The following is a 25,367-nucleotide window of genomic DNA, read 5'->3' on the forward strand; positions in this document are numbered from 1 at the left end:
GCCCACCAGCCCATGCACCTCCAAAAATACAGAAATATAAACCGCATTTTTGGAGGTGTCTGGCACTTTTTTCTTGGACACCCTCATCCATAATGAATAAATTCAATCATGATTAAACATTACTGTTCATCATAATACTTTTTCGCCCCTGGATGGAGCTCAATTCCTATGCCCTCCTGAGCACTTTCTACGGTAATTTGTTTACCTTTACTATGTGTGATTTTATCGGTGTTTTCAAAAATAGATTTGGTAATATTATAAACAAGATCTTCACTTAAATCAGATTTTGCTACCATCATTGCCTGAACTGCTACAGTATCAACAGCCTCTTCAAGCCCATAGGTTCCAGCAGGGATTTGATCCTTGGAGTAAAAAGGAACTTTATCCATTAATTCCTGAATTTTCCCCTCACCGAATTTGACGATATTGATATCAGTTGTTGCTGCAAGACTTTCAACAGCACCAGTTGGTGTGCCAGAGGTAATGAATGCTGCATCTATGGTTCCATCCTGGATTCCAGAGGTAGAATCACCAAACTCTAAATCACGCTTTTGGATGTCATCCATTGTCAGCCCATGAATTTCCAGAATGTTTTTGGCATTAGCATAGGTACCTGAACCAACTGCACCTACAGAAACAACTTTTCCTTTCATATCTTCTACCGTTTCAATGCCAGAGTCTTTCGTAGTTACGATCTGGATCGTTTCAGGATATAATGTTCCGATTGCCTGAAAACCTTCAATCGCCTTATCAAACATTACTTCCCCATTTGCTGCATAGGAAGCAATATCTGTTTGTGTAAACGCTAATTGCCCGTCTCCTTCACTCAGCTTCTTCATATTCTCAACAGAAGCACCGGTTGATACCGCATTAGCTTCTGCCCCATCAACATTTGAATTAATGATTGTAGCAAAGCTTCCACCTAACGGGTAATATGTTCCTTGCGTTCCACCAGTAAGTATATTCAAGAAAACAGTACCGCCATCTTCTCCGCCTTCTCCACCTGTATCACCACTATCGGCAGCCCCGCCTCCACAAGCAGCAAGTACAACCGAAAGCGCTAACATTAAAGACATTAATAACATCCAATTTTTTCTTTTCACAAATATTGCCCCCTTTAAAGTTAATCTAAGCAAGATTATATTAGCAAAATTTGATGAAATATTCAAACATTTCATCCTACTAAAGCCATGGAGAATTTTGAGGAACATGTCCAGACCATGACACTAATAACCCACTAAATCATACGTCCTGTCTATAGATTCAGGACTTTTATCTGTCCTCTCCTCTATAGTTCACCAAGATGGACGTATTATCCTTTTTCCCAATTTACATTCTTCATCCCATTTTCATGAAGATCCATTTCAATCTCTTCTTCATAGCCGAGCTTTTTCAATATTTGTTCTTCCGTCAGAGGTACAGACACTGCACCGTGCCCTTTGGCTAACTCTTTATCAGCAAGCTTCTCTGCAAGCTTCTCCCAAAAAGTATACTCGTCATAAGGCTCCACATAGTTATGAAGCAATTCCGATTCGTAATTGACATTTAAATCATTGAAACCAAATTCCTCATTCTTTTCTATCAAGCCTTCCATTCCTGCTTCCTTATAATAAGATAGTACATGATCCCTTACTGCCTCGAATTCTTCATTCAAGTCCTCTCTTGTGGAGTTAGCCACCCATGTCCCCAAAAACACGGACTCTACCAGTTTCTGATATTGTGCGGGTGTCAATTCAATCTTTACTTTTTTCATAAGAGCCCTCCATTCTTCTTGTCTTTATCTTTATATTACCTAAAATAATGGTGCAAGGATAGTTGGCTGGTAAGTTTCATGTAAATTTATTGAGAGAGGGTGTGCTTATGACCTCGATGGGGTAAGTGCTTAAGCAGTATGAAGCCCGCTGAAAGGGATTACCATCCATTTATATAGTCCTGGCAGCAAAAAAAGCGGCCTATCCTATAGAAGGCCGCTCCTTCGCTATATTATTATTATGCGTCTTGCTCGATGACTTTTTGAAACAACGATTTTTCATCTGAAATTGCTGCGTCTTTTTCATATGCTTCCTGCAGCTTCCTGGTAACTTCTCCAGGCGTTCCGTCTCCGATTATTTTACCATCCACTGATACAACAGGCATGATTTCCATTATGCTGCTGGTAGTGAACATCTCATCGGCGAATTGAATATCTTCCAAATGAAAAGCAGTTTCATCAAATGGAATGCCCAAATCTTTACAAAATTGCTCCACACGCATCCGGACACATCCATGGAGAATGTTTTTCTGGGCAGGATGGGTATATACTTTTCCATTTCGGACAAGGTACACATTCGAAGAGCTCCCTTCTGTGACCACCCCGTCTTTATGAAGCAGCGCTTCTACACACCCCTGCTCTTTCGCTTCCTGTTTAGCCAGGACGTTCGGAAGCAGATTCAAGCTTTTGATATAACAATAGTCCCAGCGAATATCCGGCTGTGACAGGACTGGAATACCCTCGAGCATTGCATCCATCATGCGAGGGATTTCCTTCACGTAAGCATAGAAGTTCGGCTGGATATCATCTGGAAAAGCATGGTCTCTCGCAGCAGAGCCTCGTGTAATCTGCAGGTAAACCTTCGCATCCACGTCAACCTTATTCCTTGCAAGGAGACCCTCCAGTCGTTCCTTTATTTCACGTTTTGTAAAAGGAATTCGAATTTTAATAGCCTCAGCTGATCGGTAAAGACGATCAATATGTTCATCTAATAAATAGAAATTCCCATCATAAATCCGAATAACTTCATATACACCATCACCAAATTGCAGTCCTCTTTCCTCGAAAGGATACAATAATTCTTCCTGGTTCACAAAGTCCTTTTCTGTCAAAATGACAGGTTTTATTGTCATAGTATTCTCTCCTTTGCTGCCTCCTACAATTATCTGCCTACTTATAATTGTAGCAAAATCACGACCTTAATATCCAAAGATTAATATGCTTTAAGCCTCTTCTTTAAAAGACGAAGGACTGTGGGAAACAATGGTTCCATAATCCCTGCCCTCGCATAAATCCAGCATTATATTCGGATGATCAAAATTAAAGATATGAACTGGGAGTTGATGATCCCTCGCAAGTAATAATGCCGACTGGTCCATAACCTGAATATTTTTCATCAATATGTCATTATAATTTAAGTTTCCGTACATTTTTGCATTACTATCCTTGAAAGGGTCAGCAGTAAATACACCATCAACCCCTTGCTTAGCGACCAGAATCGCATCGCAGTCAAGTTCGACCGCCCGCTGTACTGCCGGATAGTCGGTAGTGACAAATGGCTGCCCGTTCCCTCCGGCACAAATAACTATAAATCCTTTATCAAGATGGTGCATCGCTTTCAAACGGATATACGGTTCGGCCACAGAGGATATCGGAATCGATGTCATGACACGTACTTCAGTTTTCGTCTTGCTTTTCAATACTCCGCGCAACATCAAGCTATTGATCACTGTTCCCATTGTACCAATATTATCAGCTTCGACACGGTCTATTCCCCACGCTTCAGCTGTTCTTCCCCGGAAGATATTTCCTCCGCCAACAACAACAGTAACTTCAATTCCTGCATCCACAAGATTCAATATCTCATTGGAAATATGGTCTAAATGTTCATGGTCAAAATTTTCATTATTTTCCCCACCCAAAGCACCGCCGCTTATTTTCACCAAAACTCGTTGGTATCTCACCTTTGATCACCCTCCAAGCTCTTAGCTGCATTGTATATTTTTAAAATGAAAAAGAATGGATTATCAGAAAAAACGCATGCACTCGTCCTTGCGAGAATGCATTAGTTTTTCTAATACTTGGAAATGAAAAATTTTCACAACGTTGATGGACTTCTTTGCAAAAATTTTTAAATTCCCCTAACGTATAAAAAAAGAGCAAAGACGTCAGCCGCCTATGCTCTTAAAAATAGAAACGATTGAACCAGGGAAATAAGCTTTTCCTTGCACTTTTCCATTCCAATCGCTCCTTACCATTCAGATTTGTTAAATCATTATAGCATATTCAGCATAATTAAAAAGGATTTCTTTCTCCGTGCCTTTTTTACACTCGTACATTCGGGGATAATCCTTAACTTATAAATGGTTTATATTAGTAATACGTAAGAAAAAAGAAATAACAAATAGGTATTTTTACCTGTTTTTCGTGAGCGTATTATCCCAAAAACCATGCGACATATTTCCTTTTTTCCTTTTTTGGTATAATATGAAAATCACAAAGGCTAAATTGTCGAATAATATTCATGAATAACCAAATAATGGGGTCTGATCAATGCATATAGGGAATCGCATCCAAATCATGAGAAACAATCGTAACTTAACCTTGAAGCAAACAGCAGACACTATTACTTCCACCAGTTACCTGGCGAAGATTGAAGAAGGGAACTACCCTCCAAAACCACATGTGCTGCAAGCTTTAGAAAGAAAGTTCGAAATAGCTCAAGGATTTCTAACAAACTATGAACACCGGGACGAAGATGCGGAATACATCCTTCGTCTGTTACAATCAAACATCGTGCTCCACCCCGATAAAGCTAAGGAAGTTATTGATGTCATTGAAGAGAATTACTATGAATACTTATCACCTATTAATCTAGAAGCCACTTATTTATGTTTAAAATGCGCATACTTTTACAAAATCAACGACACAAAATCCGCCATCGATCTTTATGAAACCTATCTTATCCATTACATAGATGAGACCGAGCTTCGGTCATACCCGAAGCTAGTAAGAGAGAGCTTCAACTATATGATGGCCTTAAAGACATTTTCAGAAAATAAGATTAAAGATTGCACCTATTATATGGAAATGTTTGTAGATTCCGTGGAACAAAGTCCAATGAAAGCTGCCGTAATCTATAATATAGCACTCTTATATGGAAAACTTAATCTTCATAGTAAAGCCATACAATTTGGCCTTAAAGCAAAGTTCATGTTTGAATACACCAAAAAATATGAATTACTGCTATGTAAAACAAATAATCTATTAGCTGCACAGCATTTGGAATCTGGTCTATATGAAGAGGCTCTTCAGTACCTCAATCAAGCGGAGTTACCTGCTAGCAGGTATGGTTATACTAATTTGCTGTCACTGATTTACCATAATAAAGGCTTGATTTACACAGATTTAGAAAACTATACAGAAGCCAAAAACTTTTTTCAGAAAGCTATTAATTTGGAGCTCACTGAAGGAAGAAACCCATTACCAGTCACTTATAAATCCTTCATTGACTTACTTGTTATTAGTGAAGAAAAAGAACTTGGTATAGAGTTATATGAAAGTATGATTAATAATGAAAAACTCCACCTCGACCAACACCAAATTACAATTTTATTCACAAACTTCATTTTGAAATATTTAAACGAGGAAAAATATATGACTGAACTTCATAATGCTATTGAACATTATGAAAATACTCAGGAAAAGAATATTTTGTATGACGTGTACCACTCTCTCGGTGATTATTATTATCAAGAGAGTGACTATAAACAAGCAAGTTTTTACTTCAAGAAAGCTTTAAAAATAAAAGAATGAGGAGTGAAAGAGATGAAAATGAAATTTGGAAAACTTTTATGCACAGTCGGTTTTATCGCAATTTTCTCCATTGGATTAGCTACTAATAATAATACAGAATTAGCGTCAGACAGAACAGCGGTTGGAGGGCTTAACTCTGTCGAACTTATTCCTGGTGACAGAACTGCAGTCGGTGGACTGAACTCCATTGAACTTATTGCTGGTGATAGGACTGCAGTTGGTGGTTTGAACTCTGTTGATCTCGTTGCGGATCGTACAGCCGTTGGAGGGCTGAACTCCGTTGAGCTTATTGCTGGTGACAGAACTGCAGTCGGTGGTTTGAACTCTGTTGATCTTGTTGCGGATCGTACAGCCGTTGGCGGACTGAACTCCGTCGAGCTTATTGCTGGTGATAGAACTGCAGTCGGTGGTTTGAACTCTGTTGATCTCGTTGCGGATCGTACAGCCGTTGGCGGACTGAACTCCGTCGAGCTTATTGCTGGTGACAGAACTGCAGTTGGTGGTTTGAACTCTGTTGATCTCGTTGCGGATCGTACAGCCGTTGGCGGTTTAAATTCCTCAGAATTAGTTTAAGGATATAATAAAAAAAGGAAGGGGCTCCCCTTCCTTTTTTTATGTTCCAGAACTGAATGATGCTTTAATTTCTTTCCTCAGCCATTCCTTCTCAAGCGCCGGTATCTTTTCATTCAATCTTGCCACCATCAAAGGTGTCATCCATGGTTTTACATCGGCAAATCGAAATGGCGCTTCTTCGAAATAGCATTCCAGATAGACAGCAAACAGCTCTCTCCTGATTGCGGTGAACGCATCTTTTCTTTCTTCGGGATAGTTATCGGGCAGTACAGCAAAATTCAGGATGATGATGGTCCGGGCCACATCTGCTTCAGGAGGGCCTTGGCAACCTGTCAGCCAATCAATTACCACTGACTTTTGCCCCGTCCATAATACATTACCAGGATGGTAATCCATATGACAAAGCCGGTCTCCCGTAGATTTTTGGCTGATATCCTTGAGGAGTTGCTCTTTTTCTCGTTCATTTATTTCCTCGGATTTAAGAATTTCTTTTTCCAGTTCCGCTACCAAGCCAGGCAGTCCCTCCCCCGTTTGGGTATGCATATGCTGGTGCAATAATGCGAACTCTTCTGCTGCTTCTTCAACAGTAACATGCTCCTTAATCATTAAATCAAGTAAAGAGTCTCCCTTTATATGTTCATATACGATGGATTGCCTTCCCTGTATTGTTCTTATTCCAAAATATTCTGGTGTTTCAAGGTCTATTTCTTGTAATAATTTTGCTGCTTTCGCTTCTTTTTCAATTGTTTTTAATTGGACATGTTCATTGAACTTTTTGATTACTTTATTATCCTCTTTAATTAGCTCTGAAGTATTGCCTTCACCAATTTTCAATTTATGGAAGCCACCTCTCTTTCCTACTCATTTAAAAATTTCCATTTCTATCCATGGTTTTCCGGTTATAGCCGAATAATGATTTTTTACTCTTCTTTCTATTTCCCTGAAGCTTCTCGAATCGTTTACGTATCCCTTTAGATTATTCCATAACTAATTCCGTATTCCTCTGTATTTGTAAAAAATATCTTTATATAATGGAAAAGCTAGGTGTTCTTCTCGTAAGCACCTAGCCAATGATAACCCGTTCTGTCGGGTAATGATACGTTTCTTTCACTTCTTTTCCCCTTATAATGAATAATAATGAAAAGATTCCAATCCTTCCAATAAACATCAATATCATAATTACTATTTTTCCACCTGTACTTAAACCGGCTGTTATCCCGGTAGATAATCCTGTTGTACCGAAAGCAGAGCATACTTCAAAAACGATATTCACCAATGGGAGGGCTTCCTCTATGATTGATAATAGTATCACAGCTGTCCCACATATAAAAGCAGCAGTAATGATGACGATATACGAACGCATGATATCATTTTGATGGATTTCCCGGTCGAAAATCCTGATATTGGTTCTGCCTCTTGCAAATGCAATAATACTCATTATTGCTATCGAAAAAGTCGTCGTACGTATACCTCCTCCTACACTGCTTGGTGATGCACCAATAAACATTAATACTGCAAGTCCAAGGAGGGTTCCTTCTGAAAATTCTGCCACATCCATTGTGGCAAGACCTCCGTTCCTGGCTGTTACCGACTGAAATAAAGCATAAAAAAGACTTTCATGCCACGGTTTTCCTTGAAAGAAATGATCATATTCAAGTAATAGTATAAAAAACATTCCAAAGAATACAAGTGCAAAAAATGTTGTCGTAGTAAGTTTTGTATAAAGCGAAAAACGATAATTATCACCTTTATAAGTCAAATACTCTTTCAGTTCAATCAAAACAGGAAAACCAATAGCTCCAAGAATCAGTAGCAGAATATTAATGAACTGGACAAAATAATCATCATGAAAGGGAACCAGGGATGCCCCGGTAATATCAAACCCCGCATTTGTTGTAGCACTTACAGCAGCAAACGCCCCATGAAGATAGGCTTCCTGCCATGACTCAAAATACTGCAAAAAATAAGTTCCTAACACTAGAAAACCAATAAATTCTATCACAAGTATCAAAACAAGAATTTGTTTCATCAATCGCACTAACCCGAAAAGAGTGGAACGATTTTGATCAGTCATTATCAATTGTCGCTCTTTAAAGCCGATCTTCTTTCCAAATGCTAACCAAATAAACGTGCCCAGAGTCATAATTCCGATACCGCCAAACTGGAGGATAAACATCAAAATAAAGTACCCTGTTGTGCTGAAAGTATCAGCAGTTGAAACAACGGTAAGTCCTGTTACACTAATAGCACTGACAGCAGTAAACAATGCATCTACCAAGGACAGGTCGACCCCTTCATCGTGGGCAATTGGGAGACTAATCAAAACAGTAGATACAAATACTGCTGTCAAATAATAGAGAACAATCAATTGCACGGATGTTAATCTTTTTATTTTCTGAAGTGGCTTATCTGTGTGGTAGGTCATCGTTTCACCGTCATTTCTAATACAGATTCCTTACCTCGCTGGGTTAGCTTAAGAAATATCCTAAAATGGCAAGGCCTAAACCTCCACCATAGCTAATCAATGTATAGATTACTACTGTTTTCCACCTTCTTGCCAGATGTAATTTCCATAATTCCAAATGGAGAGTAGAAAAAGTTGTTAATGCCCCCATAACTCCTGCACCAGTAAAAAGGTAGGTCATTTCCTGCATCTCCCCACCTAAAAAGTATCCTAGCAAAAAGGAACCGATTAAATTTACGGTCAAGGTGTGGAGTGGGATAGTGAATTTATAATTTTTTGTAAAATAATCACTTAGCAACATACGGAATACTGCCCCGATAAACCCTCCGGTCCCGACCAAAAGTATTTCTTTTATCATGGGGAAACCTCTCTCGTTTTTGCGAGCCTATATCCAAAGCCGGCAAAAAGAAATCCACCCAAAACACTGGAAAATAAGTATAGGAGACCAAGGAAGAATTCATCCTGCTGAAACAATTCCATCGTTTCAACACTAAGAGTGGAGAACGTAGTAAACGCCCCTAAGAGTCCTGTTCCCAGAGCTTTTTGCAACTGAATGGCACCTTTCCTCCTTGGAACAAAACCGTAAGTGAGCAAAGCAAGAACAAAAGCTCCCATTAAATTCACTGCTAACGTACTAAATGGGAAATGTTGATTGGGTACATATAAAAACTCCCCAAAGCTGTACCTCAGTATAGCTCCAATAAAACCTCCTAACCCTACCCAAAAATAAACCATATCTTAAGCTCCTATCTTCCTAAATAGATAATCCATATTATAGCAGTGTAAATGAGGATGTAAAACATAATAAAAACCTCAGCGTATTAAAACGCTGAGGTTATCTGAGGTAAATATCATTTTATTGGTATCCATATTTCAGATTCATAGTCCGGACTGGAAGGATCACCTTCTGTATAAACCTCCATACCTGGTGCTTCAGCATGTTCATAGCCACTTGAGGGAAACCATTCGGAAAATATGCGTTTCCACGTTTCTTGTATAGCCCCCGGCATCGGACCTCGCACTTCAAAAGCAGCCCATTTTGCAGCAGGTATTTCTAATGTTTCCATTCCTTCCGGCGGCTCAGCCTGTGAAGAAGCCGCTATCCAGTAGTCCATCTTGGGTGAACTGGCTGCGTCCAAATCTTTTTCAACACATACCCCCAGTATACCCTTTACCGTTTCATCATTGAGTTGGAATAAGACTTGATCTGTTCCCTCTTTATTAACTTTCTCCCACATCACCGGAATGCCCGTTAAATTCTCTTCGCACTCCAATGAGAATTCTTTCTTGATTCCCACTACTTGAAATTTTTCCTTTTCCACAATGTGATAGTCCATCGGTTTTGCTCCCTTCAAATTCACCTGGATTATCAGGCGGTTATAGGATGTCAGCCTCCCATTATGCCTCCGAGCATCCATCGGTGAAAGTTGATGTTGTCTGCGGAAGGCTTTTGAAAAGGCTTCGGGAGTGTCATAGCCATATTTATAAGCAATGTCGATTATTTTCAAATCGCTGCTCGCCAGCTCTTGTGCCGCGAGTGATAACCGGCGTTTTCTCAAATATTCTCCCACGGACATTTCTGTCAGGACAGAAAACGTTCGCTGGAAATGAAAAGCAGAAACATTCGCCTGACTTGCAATTTCTTCAATCGACATATTCTCATGAATATTGGCTTCCATGTAGTCTATCGCTTTCTGCAAAGCATCCACCCATGCCATGTAATGTCACTCCCTTATCCCAATGGTATCACGCAATACAGAGGGGCTTCCTGTCCGTTTCTGCTTTCTTTTGTCAGGTTCTTTTCTTCCACTTGATAAACAAAAAAGTCAGGAGGTTATACAGGATGGCCACTACGACAAGCGTTAACATCCTTTCCTGTTTTGATCCATCTGCGAAAATTACCGGCCCCAAGCCAAAAAATGTAATAGCTGCATAGCCTGCAATAAAAATTGCATATATAAAAACCTTCATAGTAATCCCCCGAAACTCATATTTTAACTAATATGAATTTTATCATGCTTTCGGGTAGGTTTCCTGTAAAAACGTAACAGATTGCCTGATCAATGCTTTAATAATCTCTACATCGACATCAGCAAGTTTGTTTATGTAAACACAGGCTTTCCCTGACTTATGCTTACCTAACTGATTAAGCAGTTTTTCTCTCTCAGGGTCCCCTGTGGCGAAGTAAAGACTGAAATTTGCTTTACGTGGAGAAAATCCCACCAAGGGTGCATCCCCCTCATGCCCTGATTCGTACTTGTAATGGTAGGACCCGAACCCAATGATGCTTGGCCCCCACATTTTCGCCTCGTAGCCAGTTGTATCTGTAAAAATATCCAGCAGTTTATAAGCATCCTCACGCTTCTTTGGGTTCTCGACATTTTCTATAAATTCCAGAACGTCACGATCGTTTTCTTTCGTTTTCAGTTCATACATTCCATTCACTCCTTCCCCATGTATTGATTACTTATTTCAAGTCGAATGGGAAAAACTCCTTCAATTCTTTTCGAAATTAATTACGGGTAAGATTAGCAGACAACATTTTTTTATCGTTGATACCGAAAAAGTATGGCTGGGAAACGATTCCTTTCCGCAGGTAAGACGGCAAGTCTCCTCGGGCTTGCCCTGCGGGGCCTCGTCATCCTTGCCTCTCCTGCAGGAGCCTCATCGTTTCCCTGTCCCAATTGGCAATCAACAATCTAAAGATCTTCTTTTTTACATATTAGAAAAATTTGGCTTGTCGCCAATTCTTTATGGCGACAAGCCTTAGTTTTACTTATACTTTAATCCTTTAACAATATTAAACTTTTTTAAAGTACGAAAAAACCACAAAGAAAAGTCAACTTCTTTGTGGTTTTTCTTTTCAAAGAGGCCTTTTGGGACAGCCCCATCTGCACTTATAAAAACTTCTTCTGCACTTTTTTGCCGCTATAACTGAACATGACTCTTTTCTTCTCCACAACCGTTTCCATATGGACCGGGCGTCCCCACAGCTGATGAATATATGGCAGCGTCCGCTCCAAATATTCCAAATCAAGCTCGACATCTTCATAATGATGGGCAAGGTATAATTCACCGTTTTTCAAGAAGTCTCCGTCCTGAACAGTGATATATGGGAAACCACCGTTTACTCGCATCGTCACAAGCTGTTCACGGACTGCTTCATAATCCTTATCAGAGATTTTGTAGTCCCTGCCTTGTTTTTGGAATAGATATAGGTCTTCGTTTCTGCATAAATCTTTCGTCAAATAATTTCGGATGAAAGATATGTCAGATTCTATTTCGCGAACCTCAAACATTTTTTCACGGCCAGATCCTGGCTTGACACCCCGTTTTTCCATCTCTTTCGTCGGATTGTCATAACGCCTTTCAATATCTTCAAAAATCTTCAAACCTAAATAATAAGGGTTTATTTGTGTCCTGGATGGCTGGACGACGCCTGCATTCAGTTTGGCAAATTCAACAGCTTCATCACTGGTGAGATCCATTTCCCTCAAAATTCGTGAGTGCCAGAACGAAGCCCACCCTTCATTCATGATTTTGGTTTCCAGCTGCGGCCAGAAATAAAGCATTTCCTGGCGCATCATCGTGAGCACATCACGCTGCCACGGTTCTAACTCACGACTGTATTGCTCGATAAATAACAACAAATCTTTTTCCGGGCGTGGCGGAAACTTCTTTTTTCTTTTCACCGGCTCTGTTTTCGGTGCCTGCCCTATCTTCCATAAATCATCATATGGGGTTGTTTTTGGGGCAGATTCAATCTCCTCTTCTTCCTCTTCCACATCCTGCCAGGTCCACTCCAGTTTTGGCCGCACTAAGGATGGATCGATATGTTCCTGAATTGCGAGTATAGCGTTTAAGAAGTCCTCTACTTCAGACTTCCCATATTTTTTTTCATACGCTGAAATCCGCTCTGCCGTCGCCGACATGCTTTCCACCATATCGCGATTCGTATTCTGGAAACGGACGTTATTTTTAAAGAAGTCACAATGAGCAAGCACATGAGCAACAATTAATTTATTTTGAATCAGACTGTTTGAGTTCAACAAAAAAGCATAGCAAGGGTTGGAATTGATGACTAGCTCATAGATTTTACTCAATCCTAAATCATACTGAAGCTTCATTTTATGATACTGTTTTCCAAAACTCCAATGGGAAAAACGTGTCGGCATGCCATAAGCGCCAAATGTATAAATGATATCAGCGGGGCAGATTTCATAGCGCATCGGGTAAAAGTCCAGGCCAAACCCATGTGCTATTTCAGTTATCTCACTGATTGCCCTGTTAAGCTGCTTTTGATCCTCTGGTTTCAATCGAGTCTCCCCCTTTAACCTATTATTCCTAATGTATGAGTACATCGAACAAATGATGAAAGGTAATGGCAGGAGGGGGGGAGACTATGTAGGTTAAAAGTAATTTAAAAATTCTATTCCAAAGTAAAAAAATGACTATTATTGAAGATTTTATGTTATATTTAATAGGTATATAAACTCATGACAAAAGGAGTGTTTCTATGAAGGTACGATTGAAAAATGAAGCAGGAGTGACAAAAGAGGTTAAAGCCGGTTTTAGTTGGACAACATTTTTCTTTGGCTTTTTTCCAGCCCTATTCAGAGGTGATTTAAAATGGGCAGCGATCATGTTTATAACCGCAGCATTAGTCGGGGCATTTACATTAGGGTTTGGCGCCTGGATTCCGGGAATTATTTTTTCTTTTGTCTATAACAAGATTTATATTAAAGATCTAATGGAAAAAGGGTATCGTCCATCTGATGAGGACTCACGTACTGAACTGCAAACCAGGGGAATTATCTCATCTGCAGAAAATAACATCGGGGCATAACAGCTACCAGGAAATAAAAAAATGCCCTCTGCAAAAATACAGAGAGGGCATTTTTTATAATGTCAGGATAAATTTTGACTCCAATCGATTGTCGCTTCGCCTTCCAGATAACGCTCGGCATCCATTGCCGCCATACAGCCTGTACCTGCTGCTGTTACAGCCTGACGGTACTTGCTGTCCTGTACGTCTCCGCAAGCAAATAAACCGGGAACATTCGTATCGGTGGTACCAGGTGTGACCTGGATATAGCCGTTTTCGTCCGTATCAACCTTCCCCATCAAGAATTCTGTGTTCGGGTTGTGGCCGATTGCGACGAAAATCCCATCTGCATCAATCACTTCTTCTTCTCCTGTATCGTTATCCCTTACCTTAAGTCCAGATACTTTCATCCCGTCAGACATGACTTCAATGGGGGTCTTGTTCATACTCCAGGTGATTTTTTCGTTGTTGCGGGCACGATCCTGCATGATTTTAGAAGCACGAAGCTCATGACGACGGTGGATGACATTAACCTCATCAGCGAACTTAGTCAGGAAGTTGGACTCCTCCATCGCGGAATCTCCTCCACCGACAATCAACACTTTCTTGTTTCGGAAAAAGAAGCCATCACAGGTTGCGCAGGTACTCACACCTTTCCCCATGTTTTCTTTTTCACCTGGTATGCCTAACAGTTTAGCAGAGGCACCGGTGGAAACGATCAGTGTATCAGCTTCCAGTTCTCCAAGCCCGTCAACGGACAGCTTGAATGGACGGTTTTCCGTATCAACATCCGTGACCCAGCCACGTTCAAATTTTGCACCGAATCGCTCTGCCTGTTTTTTCATATTATCCATCAATTCCGGACCCATGATACCATCAGGAAATCCCGGGTAGTTTTCCACTTCGGTTGTCAGTGTCAATTGACCGCCTGGTTCGGGTCCTTCAATGACGAGCGGTTCCATGTTCGCTCTTGCCAAATAAACTGCTGCTGTCAATCCAGCAGGTCCTGTGCCTAAAATAATTGCTTTATGTGCCATCCAATCCCTCCTACATTGCCTTTTTCATTGGGTTTTGTTATAAGTATAACCCAAAGACACAAATCTATGGGTTTACATACCTACTATACCTATTATCCTGCCTGATAAAAATCGAAACATGGAACAATACATACACTGATTTGTACTGCAAATTTATCATAAAAACAGACACCTTTCTGAAAAAAGGTTTTATTAAAACTTAAAAGAAGAGACACCCACTGCTGGGTGCCCCTTTTTGTTAATGGGTTTTTGGTTCAAATGTTTTACAGTCAGTTTCTCTGCTATTTTCAGCCTCTTCCCCTTTATGGCTGACCACATAGATTTCAGATGCTCCACAACGGTTTCCATGCGCATGATGCACACAGTTATTGACCTCACATAAGACATCCTGTGCCATGTTACCCACCTCCCATTATTATTCTTTCCGATTCAACTGACAACTACCACTTTCTCGCCGCAATAACTTTTTACCAATTTTAAAAGCACCCCACCTTTGATGGGGTGCCTTTGGCAGGCTTATTCAGCATCAGGGAAGATGCGCTCGGCCATTTTTCCAAATTCGCGGAAGAAACCTTCGACCGGCTCACCGTTATTAACGTCATTGATATAATTGTTTGTTAAATCCACAAAATCAGGATTTGTAGAAACATAAACGTCATTGATATCCTGATCTGTCTGTTTTACAATCTTAACGATTTGTTTTTTCATCTCCTTGCTCACGCGGTCTTCATTCTGATTACGGGTGTTTTGAGCCCCGTTTTCATTATTGAATTGCTCACCAAGTTCAGCATTTTCCTTGTTGTTATTGTTTGCGGAATTTTTGTTACCATTATTGTTTCCTTTTTCCCCATCTCTTATTACAGCCACATAAGCCTTGTCGCGGGTGGTTAAGACATATGCACGCTTCACGCCTTTTACATCCTGGCTGATACGCTCAGCCGCCCTTTCAGCAACCTGAAAGTTAGTGTTATGGATCATGCCACGATCGTTATCGACATTGTCTACTCTGTTGCCGCCTTCATACATATCATCCGCTTCACGTTCAAATCGAGTATTTTCTACACCATTATAGTTTCCATTACCTGCCCCTTCTTCTTGTTCCGCCTGGCAGGCAACAAGCGCTGAAGTGGCTAACAGACCAAATGCTAAAGCTTTTAACTTCATGATGAATTCCTCCTTAGAATACGTTACCGTTAGTATGCAACCGAATTACATACTTATACCGCAGTTTCCAAGAAGAACTAGCACATAAAAAAAGACTGGCTATAATCCAGTCTTTTACTTAAATCGGTAAACTCCACCACATATTCAGAAATATCATATACACGGTCAATAAAGCATTGGCAAATAAAACAACAGCCGGCAGCACTTTATATATCGTCTTTATTTTTGTAAAAGCCATTCGTAAAAATACGATCGATGCAATCATAAAAATATAATATGTAATGAATAATAGCCAATAATTGTTAAAAGGACTGTTTAATCCAATCTCAAAAACAACAGCAAGCCAAACCCATACGCCTGCAAAAGAAACAACTGAAATAGACAGCCAACGATCATTATTGTCCCGTAAATAAATGATTCCTAAAATGCCAGCTATTAAAGCAATTGCTCCGAATACTTCTGTGATAATGACCATCACCCTGAGTGCTGTGTCTGTTCCTGCAACGGTGAAGCTGATCAACAGGAAGAAAGCACATAAAACTGCACTCCCTAAAATAACCCAAAACAAGAGTTGGAGCTTGTTCCCCATGACTGATTTCCTCTCTTTCCACTTAAGAAGCGACAAACCATCTTGACCACTCATTATCTCACCCCTATTTGTTTACAAATCATGAAAATTATATCATACTTCATTTCCACTTTTATGTTAGAAAAACTTGGCTTGTCGCCAAGTCCTTATGGCGAAAGCCTTAGTTTTACTTATACTTTATTCTTAAACAAAGTTACATTTTCTTAAAGTGTAAAAACGAATATCCGGCATATCTGCCGGTTATTCGCTTTTCTCCTGAGATACGCTCAACGATTGGACTTTTGTTTTGCTTTTGGTCCTTTTTTGGAACGATAATCTTTCCCTTTATTCTGATCGCCTGAAGCGATTTCTTTTCCGAATTCTTCATTCATCCTGCCGCCCGGTAATTTGCCGGTGCGCTTTGGAGAGCTTTGATTTTTACTACCTTTACTGCCGTTTTTACTGGTCATATATGAAGCTCCTTTCCATGGATTACCCTTATTTTCTGTCTTTAAACGTGTTTCATTCCGACAACACTTGGCAATTTTAGTATCAATCGTCTTGAAAAGTTAATTGCTTGCTGGACATAATAAGTGTAACCCTTCGCAATAGAAAGGGATGATGTAAAATGATTAATACGGACTATGATAAGGCTCTATACTATACCATATGGGGTCAATGGGATGATCTTCTGATATTAATGGTTCGGACGAATGACCAGTTTTTATCTAAAAAAATTGAGACGTTCCTCCATGCTTTTCACTACCATCCCAGCGAGCAAATGGTCCTTGATTCTCATGAAGATTTACTCCACTATATTGATCATGCCATGGCTACGACAACCCCGGCTGTGATGATATAAAGAGAGGCTGGCCTTCATCGGGCCAGCTAACCTCTTATAAATACTTAACTCCAAATAAAGCTGCCTGCGTACGATCCTGTACTTCCAATTTTGAAAAAAGGTTCGACACATGCGTTTTTACAGTCTTTTCTGTTATAAATAAACTGGTTGCGATTTCTTTATTACTTTTTCCCTGCATAATTTCCCTGAGTACGTCGAGCTCTCTTTTTGTCAGTTCCTTCAACCTTTCTGCTTCTCTTTCATGATTAGCTCCTGTCACATGGGTCATCAGCTGTGCTGCCGCTTTTGAATCAATCATGGTTTCTCCTTGATAAACTTTATGAATCACTTTTACGAGCTGGTCAGGGTCTATATCTTTCAATTGATATCCGTTTGCCCCTGCGCGGATTGCCGGTATGACGGTATCGTAATCTGAAAAGCTTGTCAGCATAATGATTTTCATGTCCGGATAACGCTTTCTGATTTCCTTTGTTGTATCAATGCCGTCCATTCCTGGCATTTGTACATCAAGTAAAACGACATCAGCCCATTTCTCATTAAGTATCTCCATTACTTCTTGCCCACTTCCAGCCTCCCCAACTACCTCGATATCGTCCTGCGTTTGAAAATAAAAAACAAGCCCTTTTCTGACAACTTTATGATCATCCGCTATCAGGACCTTGATAGTCGTCATTTTCCTCCACCTCCAACGGAACTTCTACATCAATTACTGTTCCCTGGTTCTTTTTGCTTTTAATAATCAAATTTCCATTATAAAGTGCTACTCGTTCCTTCATTCCCTTCAAACCGAAAGAAGGAGAGTGGCATGCCTGATCGGTGTCGAATCCACAGCCCTGGTCCTTTATGGTGAGCAGTACTTTGCTGGCTGTCTTATGCAGATTAACTGCTGCTGATTCAGTACGGGCGTGCTTGTGCACATTATGTAAAGCTTCCTGTCCGATTCTTAATAGCATCTCTTCGATTACATAAGGCAGTGTGATTGTCCCCTCCGACTCGCCTTCCACTTTCAAGCCCAGCAACTTTCCGTACTTTATTAACTCTAGAAGTACACCCTGCTTCAGGTCAACCGCCTTTTGCTGCGCGATCATCATTCGCATTTCTTTCATTGCTTGGGAAGATAATTCATGAATATACTCCACCTTTTCCTCCAGATCTGTACCTTTTGCCTGTGGAATAGATGATTTAGAAGTAAGAACGATGGAAAAAAGGAGCTGACTGATGGAGTCATGTAAATCTTGAGCCAGGCGGGATCTTTCTTCTACACGTGCTAAGTCCTTTTCTTTATTGTTGACAATAATTCTACGGTAGTAAATATTAATGTATTCCATTAAAAGAGTAAAAACTTCTTTTTCGGTTTCAGAAAAGGCAATTTCCCGTTGCATCAGGAGCTGATGACGTACATCCACTAATGCGGAAAGGATGGATGGTTTCTTTTCAGCTAGTACCTCTTTCTCTTTCCATTCTATATGATCAGGTTGAAAAAGCATTCTCAATTTTTCAGCTGTTTGGTCAAGTAACTCTTGAAGTTCAGAGACAGTTTGCAATTCTTGAGTAATTGCATGGGCTGTGCTCAGTAATTCGCTGCGATTCTTTTGCTGTTCATATTGTTCGATTCTTTCCAGTGCAGATCCAATTTGAAAGGCTACTGCCTCCAGTAGTTCAAGCTCTTCCGTATACGTTTCTTGATGGGGTGCAGCAACATTCAACAGTCCAAAGGTTCTGTCAGGCGTTTTCAATGGTACTGTCGCATGGTGAGTGATTGCATTGGTTTCCTTATCGCCTCTTTCAAGCACTAGTTCAATTCTTTTACAGCCAATCACACTAGTAGCTTTGTTCAGTTCGTTTCGCTTAAACCTTGAAACACAATAACAGTCCTCCCCGCACATGACTGCTTTTTCATTCCGAAGTAAGGCAGGTGGAAGTCCATGATCTGCAGCAATACTGACTGCGCCATGTTGCTCCAAAAACAGCCACCCGGCCTCAAAATGGGTCATGCTGATAAACTGTTCAAGGACATTATTTAACATGACGTTTCTGTCTGTCGACTGATTCAGTAACTCAGCAATGTTTTTCAATGTTTCCATCCGGTCTGCTCGAAAAGAATTCATGTGCGATCCCCCCTGGTTTAATCTATACATGATTATATCAGTATTCCACACCCCGGGATATCCAGAAATTGGATGTCCCGGGGTGTATTTTCTTATTATGTAAAAATGACTGCCGAAGCTAGCCCGGCAGTCTTTGTATCTCTATGGTCTTGGATAATTCTGAATCATTGGATGAAGATGCAGTTCATCAATCAGCATATGCTTTGGCGCGCTGGCCATATGAACGATGGATGCAGCAATATCTTCCACTTTCAGCCATTTTTCTTTTTCAGGAAGTCCCTGCTTGCTGGCAGCGAAATACGTATCGACCATACCAGGATTAATGGTGCCTACGCGGATGCCACTTTCCCTGACCTCCTGAGCCACAGACCCCATGAAGCCTTGAACGGCATATTTCGTTGATGTGTACAAAGCACCGCCTTCCGGTATCGTATAGCGGGATACATCAGAAGCGACTGTAATGATAGTACCGAATTCCTGCTTTTTCATAATAGGAATAACCGCTTTTGTGGCAAGGAATACACCTTCTACGTTGACAGCATAGGTCTTTCTCCATTCCTCAATCGTTACATCTTCCAGCTGCTTAAATTCACCGACTCCTGCGTTATTGATAAGAATATCAACTTTCCCGTATGCCTTTTGTGTTGCCTGGACAACTTTTTCCACATCATTCTCGTTACTCACATCAGCTATAAAGGATTGGACGTGCTCAAATCCCTCATCCCTCAATTCCTGACCGGTACGGTGGATATCTTCCGAGCTTCCTAAGATAGAAAGCTTTACCCCCTCCTGTGCCAATTGGCGGGCTGCCTCTCTTCCTATTCCGCGGGAAGCCCCGGTCACGATTGCTGTCTGATCTTTTAACATCGACTCATCCTTTCTCACGTTCTTTCAGGTTTTACAATTGTATCAAGTTTATAATCCAGTTCAAATAAATCTCTGCGGCGATCATGCAGCTGTCTTACAGTTCCGGATTTGCGCTGCCTTCGCAATATTTCCAGGTCGACATCCCCGACCACGACCGTTTCCACATTAGCATTACATTCTCCTACGATTCCATCACGAGCAAATTCAAAATCAGACGGGGTAAAAATACCGGACTGAGCGTATTGAATGTCCATATTTTCCACCTGCGTCATATTACCGACCGTGCCGGCGATGACCGTATAAACCTGATTCTCCACGGCACGAGCCTGGGCACAATAACGGACTCGCAGATATCCCTGCCGATCATCGGTGCAGAATGGTACGAAAATTATGTTTGCTCCTTGATCGACTGCATAACGGGCCAGTTCCGGGAATTGAATGTCATAACAGATTTGGATAGCGATTTTCCCGCAATCCGTATCAAACACTTTCACAGCATCCCCTGGCTGGATTCCCCACCATTTACGTTCATTAGGGGTTACATGAATTTTATATTGCTTTTCAATTGTTCCATCTCTCCGGAACAGATAAGAAATATTATAAATATGGTCGTCTTCTTCCACAAAATGCGAACCGCCAATAACATTAACATTGTATTTTACTGCGAGGCCAGTAAACAGCTCAATATAGTCTTCCGTAAATTCCGACAAACGCCTGACTGCTTTTGAAGGAACCTTCTCATCCAGGAACGACATAAGCTGGGTGGTGAAAATTTCCGGAAAAACGGCAAAATCAGAACCAAAATCAGCAGCCACGTCTACGTAGTATTCACACTGGCGCGCAAATTCCTCAAATGTATCAATATCTTTCATCATGTATTGAATGACCATGATTCTGACAGGAAAGCTTGTCTTGAAATGACGCTTTGACCTGGCCCGGTAATCGACATTATTCCATTCCATCAATGTCGCATACTTCGACGATTGCTTGTCATCGGGCAGATAATTCGGATTAATCCGCATAATGGAAAATCCATTCATGATCTGGAATGTAAGTACTGGATCATAGATGTTTTTATTAATTACTTCCTCTACATACTCCCGGGGACTTAATTCATCTTCGTATTTATGATAATTCGGGATTCTGCCTCCGATAATGATACTTTTCAAGTTAAGTTCACGGGCGAGGTCCTTCCTGGCTTCATACAGCCTGCGTCCTATTTTCATACCACGGAATTCTGGATGAACCATTATTTCAATGCCATACAAGTTATAGCCTTCATCATCATGGTTCGTGATATATCCTTCATCGGTAATATCGTCCCAGGTATGTTTATCGTCATATTCATCAAAGTTTACTATCAAGCTGGAGCAGCTGCCGATTATGTCACCATCGTATTCAACGACGAACTGCCCTTCCGCAAAATGGCGGAGATGGCTTTCCAAGTGTTCTCTTTTCCACGGCTCCATATTAGGAAAACAAACCTTTTGAAGTTCCAATAATTCTTCAATATCTTTATCCTGCAGGTTTCTGACCCGCAGTTTTTTCTCAAATTGAGATAAATCGAGTTTAGACATAGGAATGATCCTTTCCACAATTTGCTTTCTCTTCTTATTCCCATCGTACTGAAAAATCAATCAGCTTGTCTAGTTTCCACCACCTGTGAAAATTAGTTTTTAGGGAAAATATTTTTTTCGAGTAAGAATGAAGCATCCCATCCATAATAAGAAAAAGGAGGCGATAATATGGCAGAACAAGTGGTTGCAGTAAGAAAAAATGGAGATGGAGATATCGTTGAATTAAAACTCTCGTCCGGCCAGATCGTCGATTACAAACAGGCACAGATGATGGCTGAGAACGAAGAAATTGAACACGTCAACACCTTTAAAGGCAGAGACGGCGACAAACATTTACGAAGTGATGCAGACGGAGATCCAAGTAATAACCTCGATAACCTTCCAACCTTCTGAACACAGCAGAAGATAGGTACAATTCGAAAGTTACCATTTCCTGGTTCTCCTGGGGTGGATAAATATGGTTCTCCCGGGGTGCCAAAAAATGCCAAAAAAGGACCGGGTATTTTCCTGGTCCTTTTTATGTTATAGTTATGTAATGTTTAGGTAAATTTGTCCTAATTTGTTCCTTCATCATTTACAATGGAAGCATATTCATCATTTTATATAAGGAGTGGGGTCATGAACTGGAGGTTTTTAGGCAAGATTGCCGTAGCCCTCTTGGCCGTGTTACTGATTACTGCTTAAATGATGCTATAGAGAAAACTTATTAAGCCATTATTTTTTATTATATTTGATATGATTGCCGTGATTGCTGTAATAACCTTACTGCAGTCACGGTTTTTTATGATTCACCGCTTTGCCTGCTTTAATGATGTTGGTGAGTTCTTGAGACAGCTCTACCTCGCCGTTCAATAGGTCATCCATGTGTTTCGAATCACCCTCAAACACTTTCACACCTTCATCGAGAACAAGCATACGGCTGCAGAGCTGCTTCAGTTCATACCAGTCATGACTGATGAACACGAGGGTCATCCCGTTTTGATGAAGGCACTGCAGCCACTCTAAAATATCCACTTTGGCTGCGATGTCAATTCCGACTGTGGGTTCATCCAATAAACATATCCTTGGCTCATGGAGCAAGCCAATACAAAGATTCAATTTTCGCTTCCATCCTCCTGATAGATCTTTTGTCCGCTTATCCATCACTTGATTAAGCCGCAAGATTTCCACCATACGATTGACATGTTGTGTATCCACCTTGTTCGATGCCAGACGGCTCCAAGCCGGTATTTGCTCCTTCACTTTCAACTCATCAAATAAGGCAATTTCCTGGGGAACATATCCAATCTGGCTCCGAACTTGCTTCAAGTTATGGCTGTACGGTTTACCTTCAAACCTCAGCTCTCCTGAGCTGGGCTTCAATACCGATGCTAATACCTTGAGAAGCGTTGATTTTCCAGCGCCATTCGGACCGATCACCCCAATACTGTCACCTTCTCTGATTTGCATGGATACGTCTTTGAGAATCGACTTACGCTTTATGCTACTACTGACCTTATCAACCAGGATCATTGTTTTCCCTCCTGTATTCATCCAGTACATACCATTTTTGGGTCATCCACTGTGCTAAAGTGTCTCTTCCTGCTTTCCTAATGGACAAATAAAAAAAATGCGCACAAGATGCCAAAGCTGATGGCGAAATACAATCGCCTTTTATGGATTAATTTACTTAGTATTAATAAAAACAATTGGAAGCCTGCCAGGATAATAAGTGTTTTATATACAAAACCTGTATAAGTGGCAAAAGAAAAATCATAGTAAAACAATAGAAAAACAAACCCGGGCAACATTACAATAAACGATACAGTTATATGCAATAGCACCGAAGAAGCATCGTAAAAGTGTATATGTCCGGTAAATTGGGAAATGCGCTGATACAGTCCAGATTCTTTATCAGCAAAAAGCTGCCTTTTTAATGCCACCCCTACTCCCATCGCATATATAAGGAAAAAGGATAAGATACCTTTTATCTCCGGCTTAAGGGTTGTCTCTTTGGCTTCCCTGCCCTCTCCGACCCACACAAAATCCATTCGGAAAAGCGGCTCAGGCTCCCAGTACTGATCGGCAAATTCGAATGCCTTATCCCAAGTAAATTCACTATTATATTCTTCAACAAATTCCGCTGCCTTGCTGTTCATCATCAATCGCATGGCTTCTGCAGCTATCTTTTCCTTGGCAAAACCATCGAGACCAGATGAATCCGAACGCAGCCACGTTATCACAGGGTCAGCTTCGCCTGTTTTTAACTGCTTCTCAAATCCTTTTTCAATGATAAAAGCTGCTTCCACTTCCCCGGTATTGACCATTTTTCCCCCTTCCATTTCTGTAACTGGTATAACCTTCAGGCGCTCATGCTCAGAAATTCGTTTCAAAACAAGCTTTGAAAAATCAGTCTTGTCCTGATCCGCCCAGGCAATAGGAATCCTGCTTTCGGTTATCGCCAGGCTCATGAATGGCAGCAACAACATTAGGACAAGGGAAGGGAAAGTGATAAGAAATAACAGAAACCTCCATTTCTTTATCAACAGTAAAGCTTGTACTTTAAGCTGAATTCCCATCGTGTACCACCCTCTTCCTTGCTGTCAGCCATCCTGCAATCAGGAGTAATGTTCCCCACCCAACTGGGACCAGAATATATGTATAAGACGGATTTTCAAACCAACGATAGAAATGGCTCCATGGTAAAAATCCTATAGATCTTCCAATCCATCCTGGAAGGTATATAGCAGGGATCAATATACCGCTTGTTAACAGGAGTGGCAGACACCAGAACAAATGCCACAGTGCTGCCCGCCCTTTTCCAGAAGTTAAGGTCATGCAGCAAGCAGCAAACACCCCCTGCAAGACGGCGTGTATCAACAACATGAGATGAAAGGAAAGTCCTCCAACCGATAGCTCTTCACTTTTCATGGTAATAATAAAAAAGTAAGCTTCATTGCAGCTGAAAGTAAATAGCAGGATTACAAATACCTGGACAAGAAAAATTTTGCTGTACATAATATTCATGCTAAGAAGACGCTCCCCAACTCCATCAAAGAATAATGATTGTCGAGAGAAAATAAACAAGCTTATTGCAAGCCATGAACCAACGAGCCACCATGCAATGTCGGCATGTTCTTCCCATCCGATCAACGCTCCCCGTTCCACAGTCTCTTTACTAAATAATTCATTCCTATCCAGTGCTGCAAGTGTGAATGTTACGATGACCTGCTGCAAAAGCTGTTGGTTGTTACCAGTCTCATTCATTGGTTCAATCGCCAGCTCATAAGCGGTATTCACTCCGCTTTGAGCTGCAGATATGTATGCCGCTCCACTGTCCAGTAACAGATGGATCATCGAAGCTTCCATCGGATAATCCTGATTCAGTCTTACCTCAATTGGTGTATTTGTGCCGTTCCGGAGATCTGCAGTAAATCCTCTCGGTATGATAATGACTCCAGCAACTTCATGAGAATTTAGACTCGCTTCCGCTTCCTCTGAACTCATCGGTAATATAGCCAGTTGTTCATCTAAGCTCTCATCTTCCTGCAATTGACTGAGCAAGGATTTTGTCTCAAATGTGTTATCATAGTCCACGATTGCTGTACGGATTTTCCCATTTTCTCCGCTTATAAACCCTGCTGCCGAATAACCGATAAGACCAAGAAGGATAAAGGGACTGCTCATACAAATAAAAAGAAGGAGCGGACGCTTAGCCACCGCTCTGATTTCTAGTAAAAACAGCGATATGCCTTGCATCACGATCCTCCCCTAACT

General features: G+C 40.8%; 29 protein-coding genes. 5 read left to right on the top strand and 24 right to left on the bottom strand.

Annotation, left to right across the window (positions count from 1 at the left end; translation table 11 throughout):
* Window positions 1-119: 119 nt before the first annotated feature.
* From JOC33_RS00225 to pyrH, 4 genes are all read right to left on the bottom strand, one after another.
* Entirely contained in the window at window positions 120-1,103 is a 984-nt protein-coding gene (locus JOC33_RS00225; protein WP_205089865.1) for a TAXI family TRAP transporter solute-binding subunit, read from the bottom strand.
* A gap of 209 nt (window positions 1,104-1,312) precedes the next feature.
* Window positions 1,313-1,753: a hypothetical protein gene (locus tag JOC33_RS00230; protein WP_205089866.1), complete on the bottom strand. Its 441-nt coding sequence runs from the start codon at window positions 1,751-1,753 to the stop codon at window positions 1,313-1,315.
* Between the two features lie 236 nt (window positions 1,754-1,989).
* Window positions 1,990-2,883 (bottom strand): D-amino-acid transaminase, encoded by an 894-nt coding sequence (gene dat / locus JOC33_RS00235; RefSeq protein ID WP_205089870.1) that lies wholly within the window; start codon window positions 2,881-2,883, stop codon window positions 1,990-1,992.
* A gap of 90 nt (window positions 2,884-2,973) precedes the next feature.
* The gene (gene pyrH, locus JOC33_RS00240; RefSeq protein WP_205089872.1) at window positions 2,974-3,714 is read right to left on the bottom strand and encodes a UMP kinase; all 741 of its coding nucleotides are present in this window, start codon (window positions 3,712-3,714) and stop codon (window positions 2,974-2,976) included.
* A gap of 589 nt (window positions 3,715-4,303) precedes the next feature.
* On the opposite strand from pyrH, the gene JOC33_RS00245 reads away from it, so the two are divergent.
* Complete coding sequence (locus tag JOC33_RS00245) at window positions 4,304-5,566, top strand: helix-turn-helix transcriptional regulator (protein ID WP_205089878.1); 1,263 nt, start codon at window positions 4,304-4,306, stop codon at window positions 5,564-5,566.
* 12 nt (window positions 5,567-5,578) lie between these two features.
* A complete protein-coding gene (locus JOC33_RS00250) occupies window positions 5,579-6,139 on the top strand; it encodes a hypothetical protein (RefSeq protein ID WP_205089879.1) in 561 nt (186 codons plus the stop codon).
* 39 nt (window positions 6,140-6,178) lie between these two features.
* Here the strand turns inward: JOC33_RS00250 and JOC33_RS00255 are convergent, their stop codons facing one another.
* From JOC33_RS00255 to JOC33_RS00290, 8 genes are all read right to left on the bottom strand, one after another.
* Complete coding sequence (locus tag JOC33_RS00255; protein ID WP_205089882.1) at window positions 6,179-6,973, bottom strand: phosphotransferase family protein; 795 nt, start codon at window positions 6,971-6,973, stop codon at window positions 6,179-6,181.
* Window positions 6,974-7,202: 229 nt separating this feature from the next.
* Entirely contained in the window at window positions 7,203-8,564 is a 1,362-nt protein-coding gene (locus tag JOC33_RS00260; protein WP_205089885.1) for a TrkH family potassium uptake protein, read from the bottom strand.
* Between the two features lie 43 nt (window positions 8,565-8,607).
* Complete coding sequence (locus tag JOC33_RS00265) at window positions 8,608-8,961, bottom strand: fluoride efflux transporter FluC (RefSeq protein WP_205089886.1); 354 nt, start codon at window positions 8,959-8,961, stop codon at window positions 8,608-8,610.
* Window positions 8,958-9,338: a fluoride efflux transporter CrcB gene (crcB, locus tag JOC33_RS00270; RefSeq protein ID WP_205089891.1), complete on the bottom strand. Its 381-nt coding sequence runs from the start codon at window positions 9,336-9,338 to the stop codon at window positions 8,958-8,960. Before crcB ends, JOC33_RS00265 begins: the two co-directional genes overlap by 4 nt.
* A 116-nt stretch (window positions 9,339-9,454) precedes the next feature.
* Window positions 9,455-10,321, bottom strand: a complete 867-nt coding sequence (locus JOC33_RS00275) for an AraC family transcriptional regulator (protein WP_205089894.1) — start codon at window positions 10,319-10,321, stop codon at window positions 9,455-9,457.
* A 73-nt stretch (window positions 10,322-10,394) separates the two neighbouring features.
* On the bottom strand, window positions 10,395-10,574 hold the full coding sequence (locus JOC33_RS00280; protein WP_205089895.1) for a DUF6954 family protein: 180 nt from the start codon (window positions 10,572-10,574) through the stop codon (window positions 10,395-10,397).
* 42 nt (window positions 10,575-10,616) lie between these two features.
* The gene (locus JOC33_RS00285) at window positions 10,617-11,039 is read right to left on the bottom strand and encodes a DUF1801 domain-containing protein (protein WP_205089897.1); all 423 of its coding nucleotides are present in this window, start codon (window positions 11,037-11,039) and stop codon (window positions 10,617-10,619) included.
* Window positions 11,040-11,500: 461 nt separating this feature from the next.
* On the bottom strand, window positions 11,501-12,919 hold the full coding sequence (locus JOC33_RS00290; RefSeq protein ID WP_205089899.1) for a SpoVR family protein: 1,419 nt from the start codon (window positions 12,917-12,919) through the stop codon (window positions 11,501-11,503).
* A gap of 200 nt (window positions 12,920-13,119) precedes the next feature.
* Between JOC33_RS00290 and JOC33_RS00295 the strand changes: the two genes are divergently transcribed.
* Window positions 13,120-13,449: a DUF2628 domain-containing protein gene (locus JOC33_RS00295; RefSeq protein ID WP_205089901.1), complete on the top strand. Its 330-nt coding sequence runs from the start codon at window positions 13,120-13,122 to the stop codon at window positions 13,447-13,449.
* Window positions 13,450-13,511: 62 nt separating this feature from the next.
* Here the strand turns inward: JOC33_RS00295 and trxB are convergent, their stop codons facing one another.
* The 5 genes from trxB to JOC33_RS00320 form a co-directional block, all read right to left on the bottom strand.
* Window positions 13,512-14,465, bottom strand: coding sequence for a thioredoxin-disulfide reductase (gene trxB / locus JOC33_RS00300; protein ID WP_205089903.1), 954 nt, complete (start codon window positions 14,463-14,465; stop codon window positions 13,512-13,514).
* Window positions 14,466-14,703: 238 nt separating this feature from the next.
* The gene (locus tag JOC33_RS00305; protein ID WP_205089905.1) at window positions 14,704-14,862 is read right to left on the bottom strand and encodes a DUF1540 domain-containing protein; all 159 of its coding nucleotides are present in this window, start codon (window positions 14,860-14,862) and stop codon (window positions 14,704-14,706) included.
* A gap of 119 nt (window positions 14,863-14,981) precedes the next feature.
* Window positions 14,982-15,629: a YhcN/YlaJ family sporulation lipoprotein gene (locus JOC33_RS00310; RefSeq protein ID WP_205089909.1), complete on the bottom strand. Its 648-nt coding sequence runs from the start codon at window positions 15,627-15,629 to the stop codon at window positions 14,982-14,984.
* A gap of 118 nt (window positions 15,630-15,747) precedes the next feature.
* Window positions 15,748-16,272, bottom strand: coding sequence for a hypothetical protein (locus tag JOC33_RS00315; RefSeq protein ID WP_205089910.1), 525 nt, complete (start codon window positions 16,270-16,272; stop codon window positions 15,748-15,750).
* 212 nt (window positions 16,273-16,484) lie between these two features.
* The gene (locus tag JOC33_RS00320) at window positions 16,485-16,667 is read right to left on the bottom strand and encodes an imidazoleglycerol-phosphate dehydratase (protein WP_205089911.1); all 183 of its coding nucleotides are present in this window, start codon (window positions 16,665-16,667) and stop codon (window positions 16,485-16,487) included.
* 158 nt (window positions 16,668-16,825) lie between these two features.
* On the opposite strand from JOC33_RS00320, the gene JOC33_RS00325 reads away from it, so the two are divergent.
* Complete coding sequence (locus tag JOC33_RS00325) at window positions 16,826-17,059, top strand: YhdB family protein (RefSeq protein WP_205089913.1); 234 nt, start codon at window positions 16,826-16,828, stop codon at window positions 17,057-17,059.
* A gap of 34 nt (window positions 17,060-17,093) precedes the next feature.
* Here JOC33_RS00325 and JOC33_RS00330 read toward each other — a convergent pair whose 3' ends face one another.
* From JOC33_RS00330 to JOC33_RS00345, 4 genes are all read right to left on the bottom strand, one after another.
* On the bottom strand, window positions 17,094-17,732 hold the full coding sequence (locus JOC33_RS00330; RefSeq protein WP_239533922.1) for a response regulator: 639 nt from the start codon (window positions 17,730-17,732) through the stop codon (window positions 17,094-17,096).
* Complete coding sequence (locus tag JOC33_RS00335; RefSeq protein ID WP_205089915.1) at window positions 17,701-19,167, bottom strand: GAF domain-containing sensor histidine kinase; 1,467 nt, start codon at window positions 19,165-19,167, stop codon at window positions 17,701-17,703. The genes JOC33_RS00330 and JOC33_RS00335 overlap by 32 nt, the downstream gene beginning before the upstream one ends.
* 141 nt (window positions 19,168-19,308) lie before the next feature.
* Complete coding sequence (locus tag JOC33_RS00340; RefSeq protein WP_205089917.1) at window positions 19,309-20,034, bottom strand: SDR family oxidoreductase; 726 nt, start codon at window positions 20,032-20,034, stop codon at window positions 19,309-19,311.
* 14 nt (window positions 20,035-20,048) lie between these two features.
* Entirely contained in the window at window positions 20,049-21,611 is a 1,563-nt protein-coding gene (locus JOC33_RS00345; protein ID WP_205089919.1) for a bifunctional GNAT family N-acetyltransferase/carbon-nitrogen hydrolase family protein, read from the bottom strand.
* A 168-nt stretch (window positions 21,612-21,779) separates the two neighbouring features.
* On the opposite strand from JOC33_RS00345, the gene JOC33_RS00350 reads away from it, so the two are divergent.
* Window positions 21,780-22,004 (top strand): DUF3892 domain-containing protein, encoded by a 225-nt coding sequence (locus JOC33_RS00350; protein WP_205089921.1) that lies wholly within the window; start codon window positions 21,780-21,782, stop codon window positions 22,002-22,004.
* 378 nt (window positions 22,005-22,382) lie between these two features.
* On the opposite strand, the gene JOC33_RS00355 is transcribed toward JOC33_RS00350, so the two are convergent.
* The 3 genes from JOC33_RS00355 to JOC33_RS00365 form a co-directional block, all read right to left on the bottom strand.
* On the bottom strand, window positions 22,383-23,123 hold the full coding sequence (locus tag JOC33_RS00355) for an ABC transporter ATP-binding protein (protein WP_205089923.1): 741 nt from the start codon (window positions 23,121-23,123) through the stop codon (window positions 22,383-22,385).
* Between the two features lie 77 nt (window positions 23,124-23,200).
* Window positions 23,201-24,169 carry an ABC transporter permease gene (locus JOC33_RS00360; protein ID WP_205089925.1) on the bottom strand — a complete coding sequence of 323 codons (969 nt, stop codon included), beginning with the start codon at window positions 24,167-24,169 and terminating at the stop codon, window positions 23,201-23,203.
* Window positions 24,153-25,349: an ABC transporter permease gene (locus JOC33_RS00365; protein ID WP_205089929.1), complete on the bottom strand. Its 1,197-nt coding sequence runs from the start codon at window positions 25,347-25,349 to the stop codon at window positions 24,153-24,155. Before JOC33_RS00365 ends, JOC33_RS00360 begins: the two co-directional genes overlap by 17 nt.
* Window positions 25,350-25,367 lie beyond the last annotated feature (18 nt).

It is taken from the genome of Thalassobacillus pellis, from assembly GCF_016908295.1.
Classification (GTDB): Bacteria; Bacillota; Bacilli; order Bacillales; family Halobacillaceae; genus Thalassobacillus; species Thalassobacillus pellis.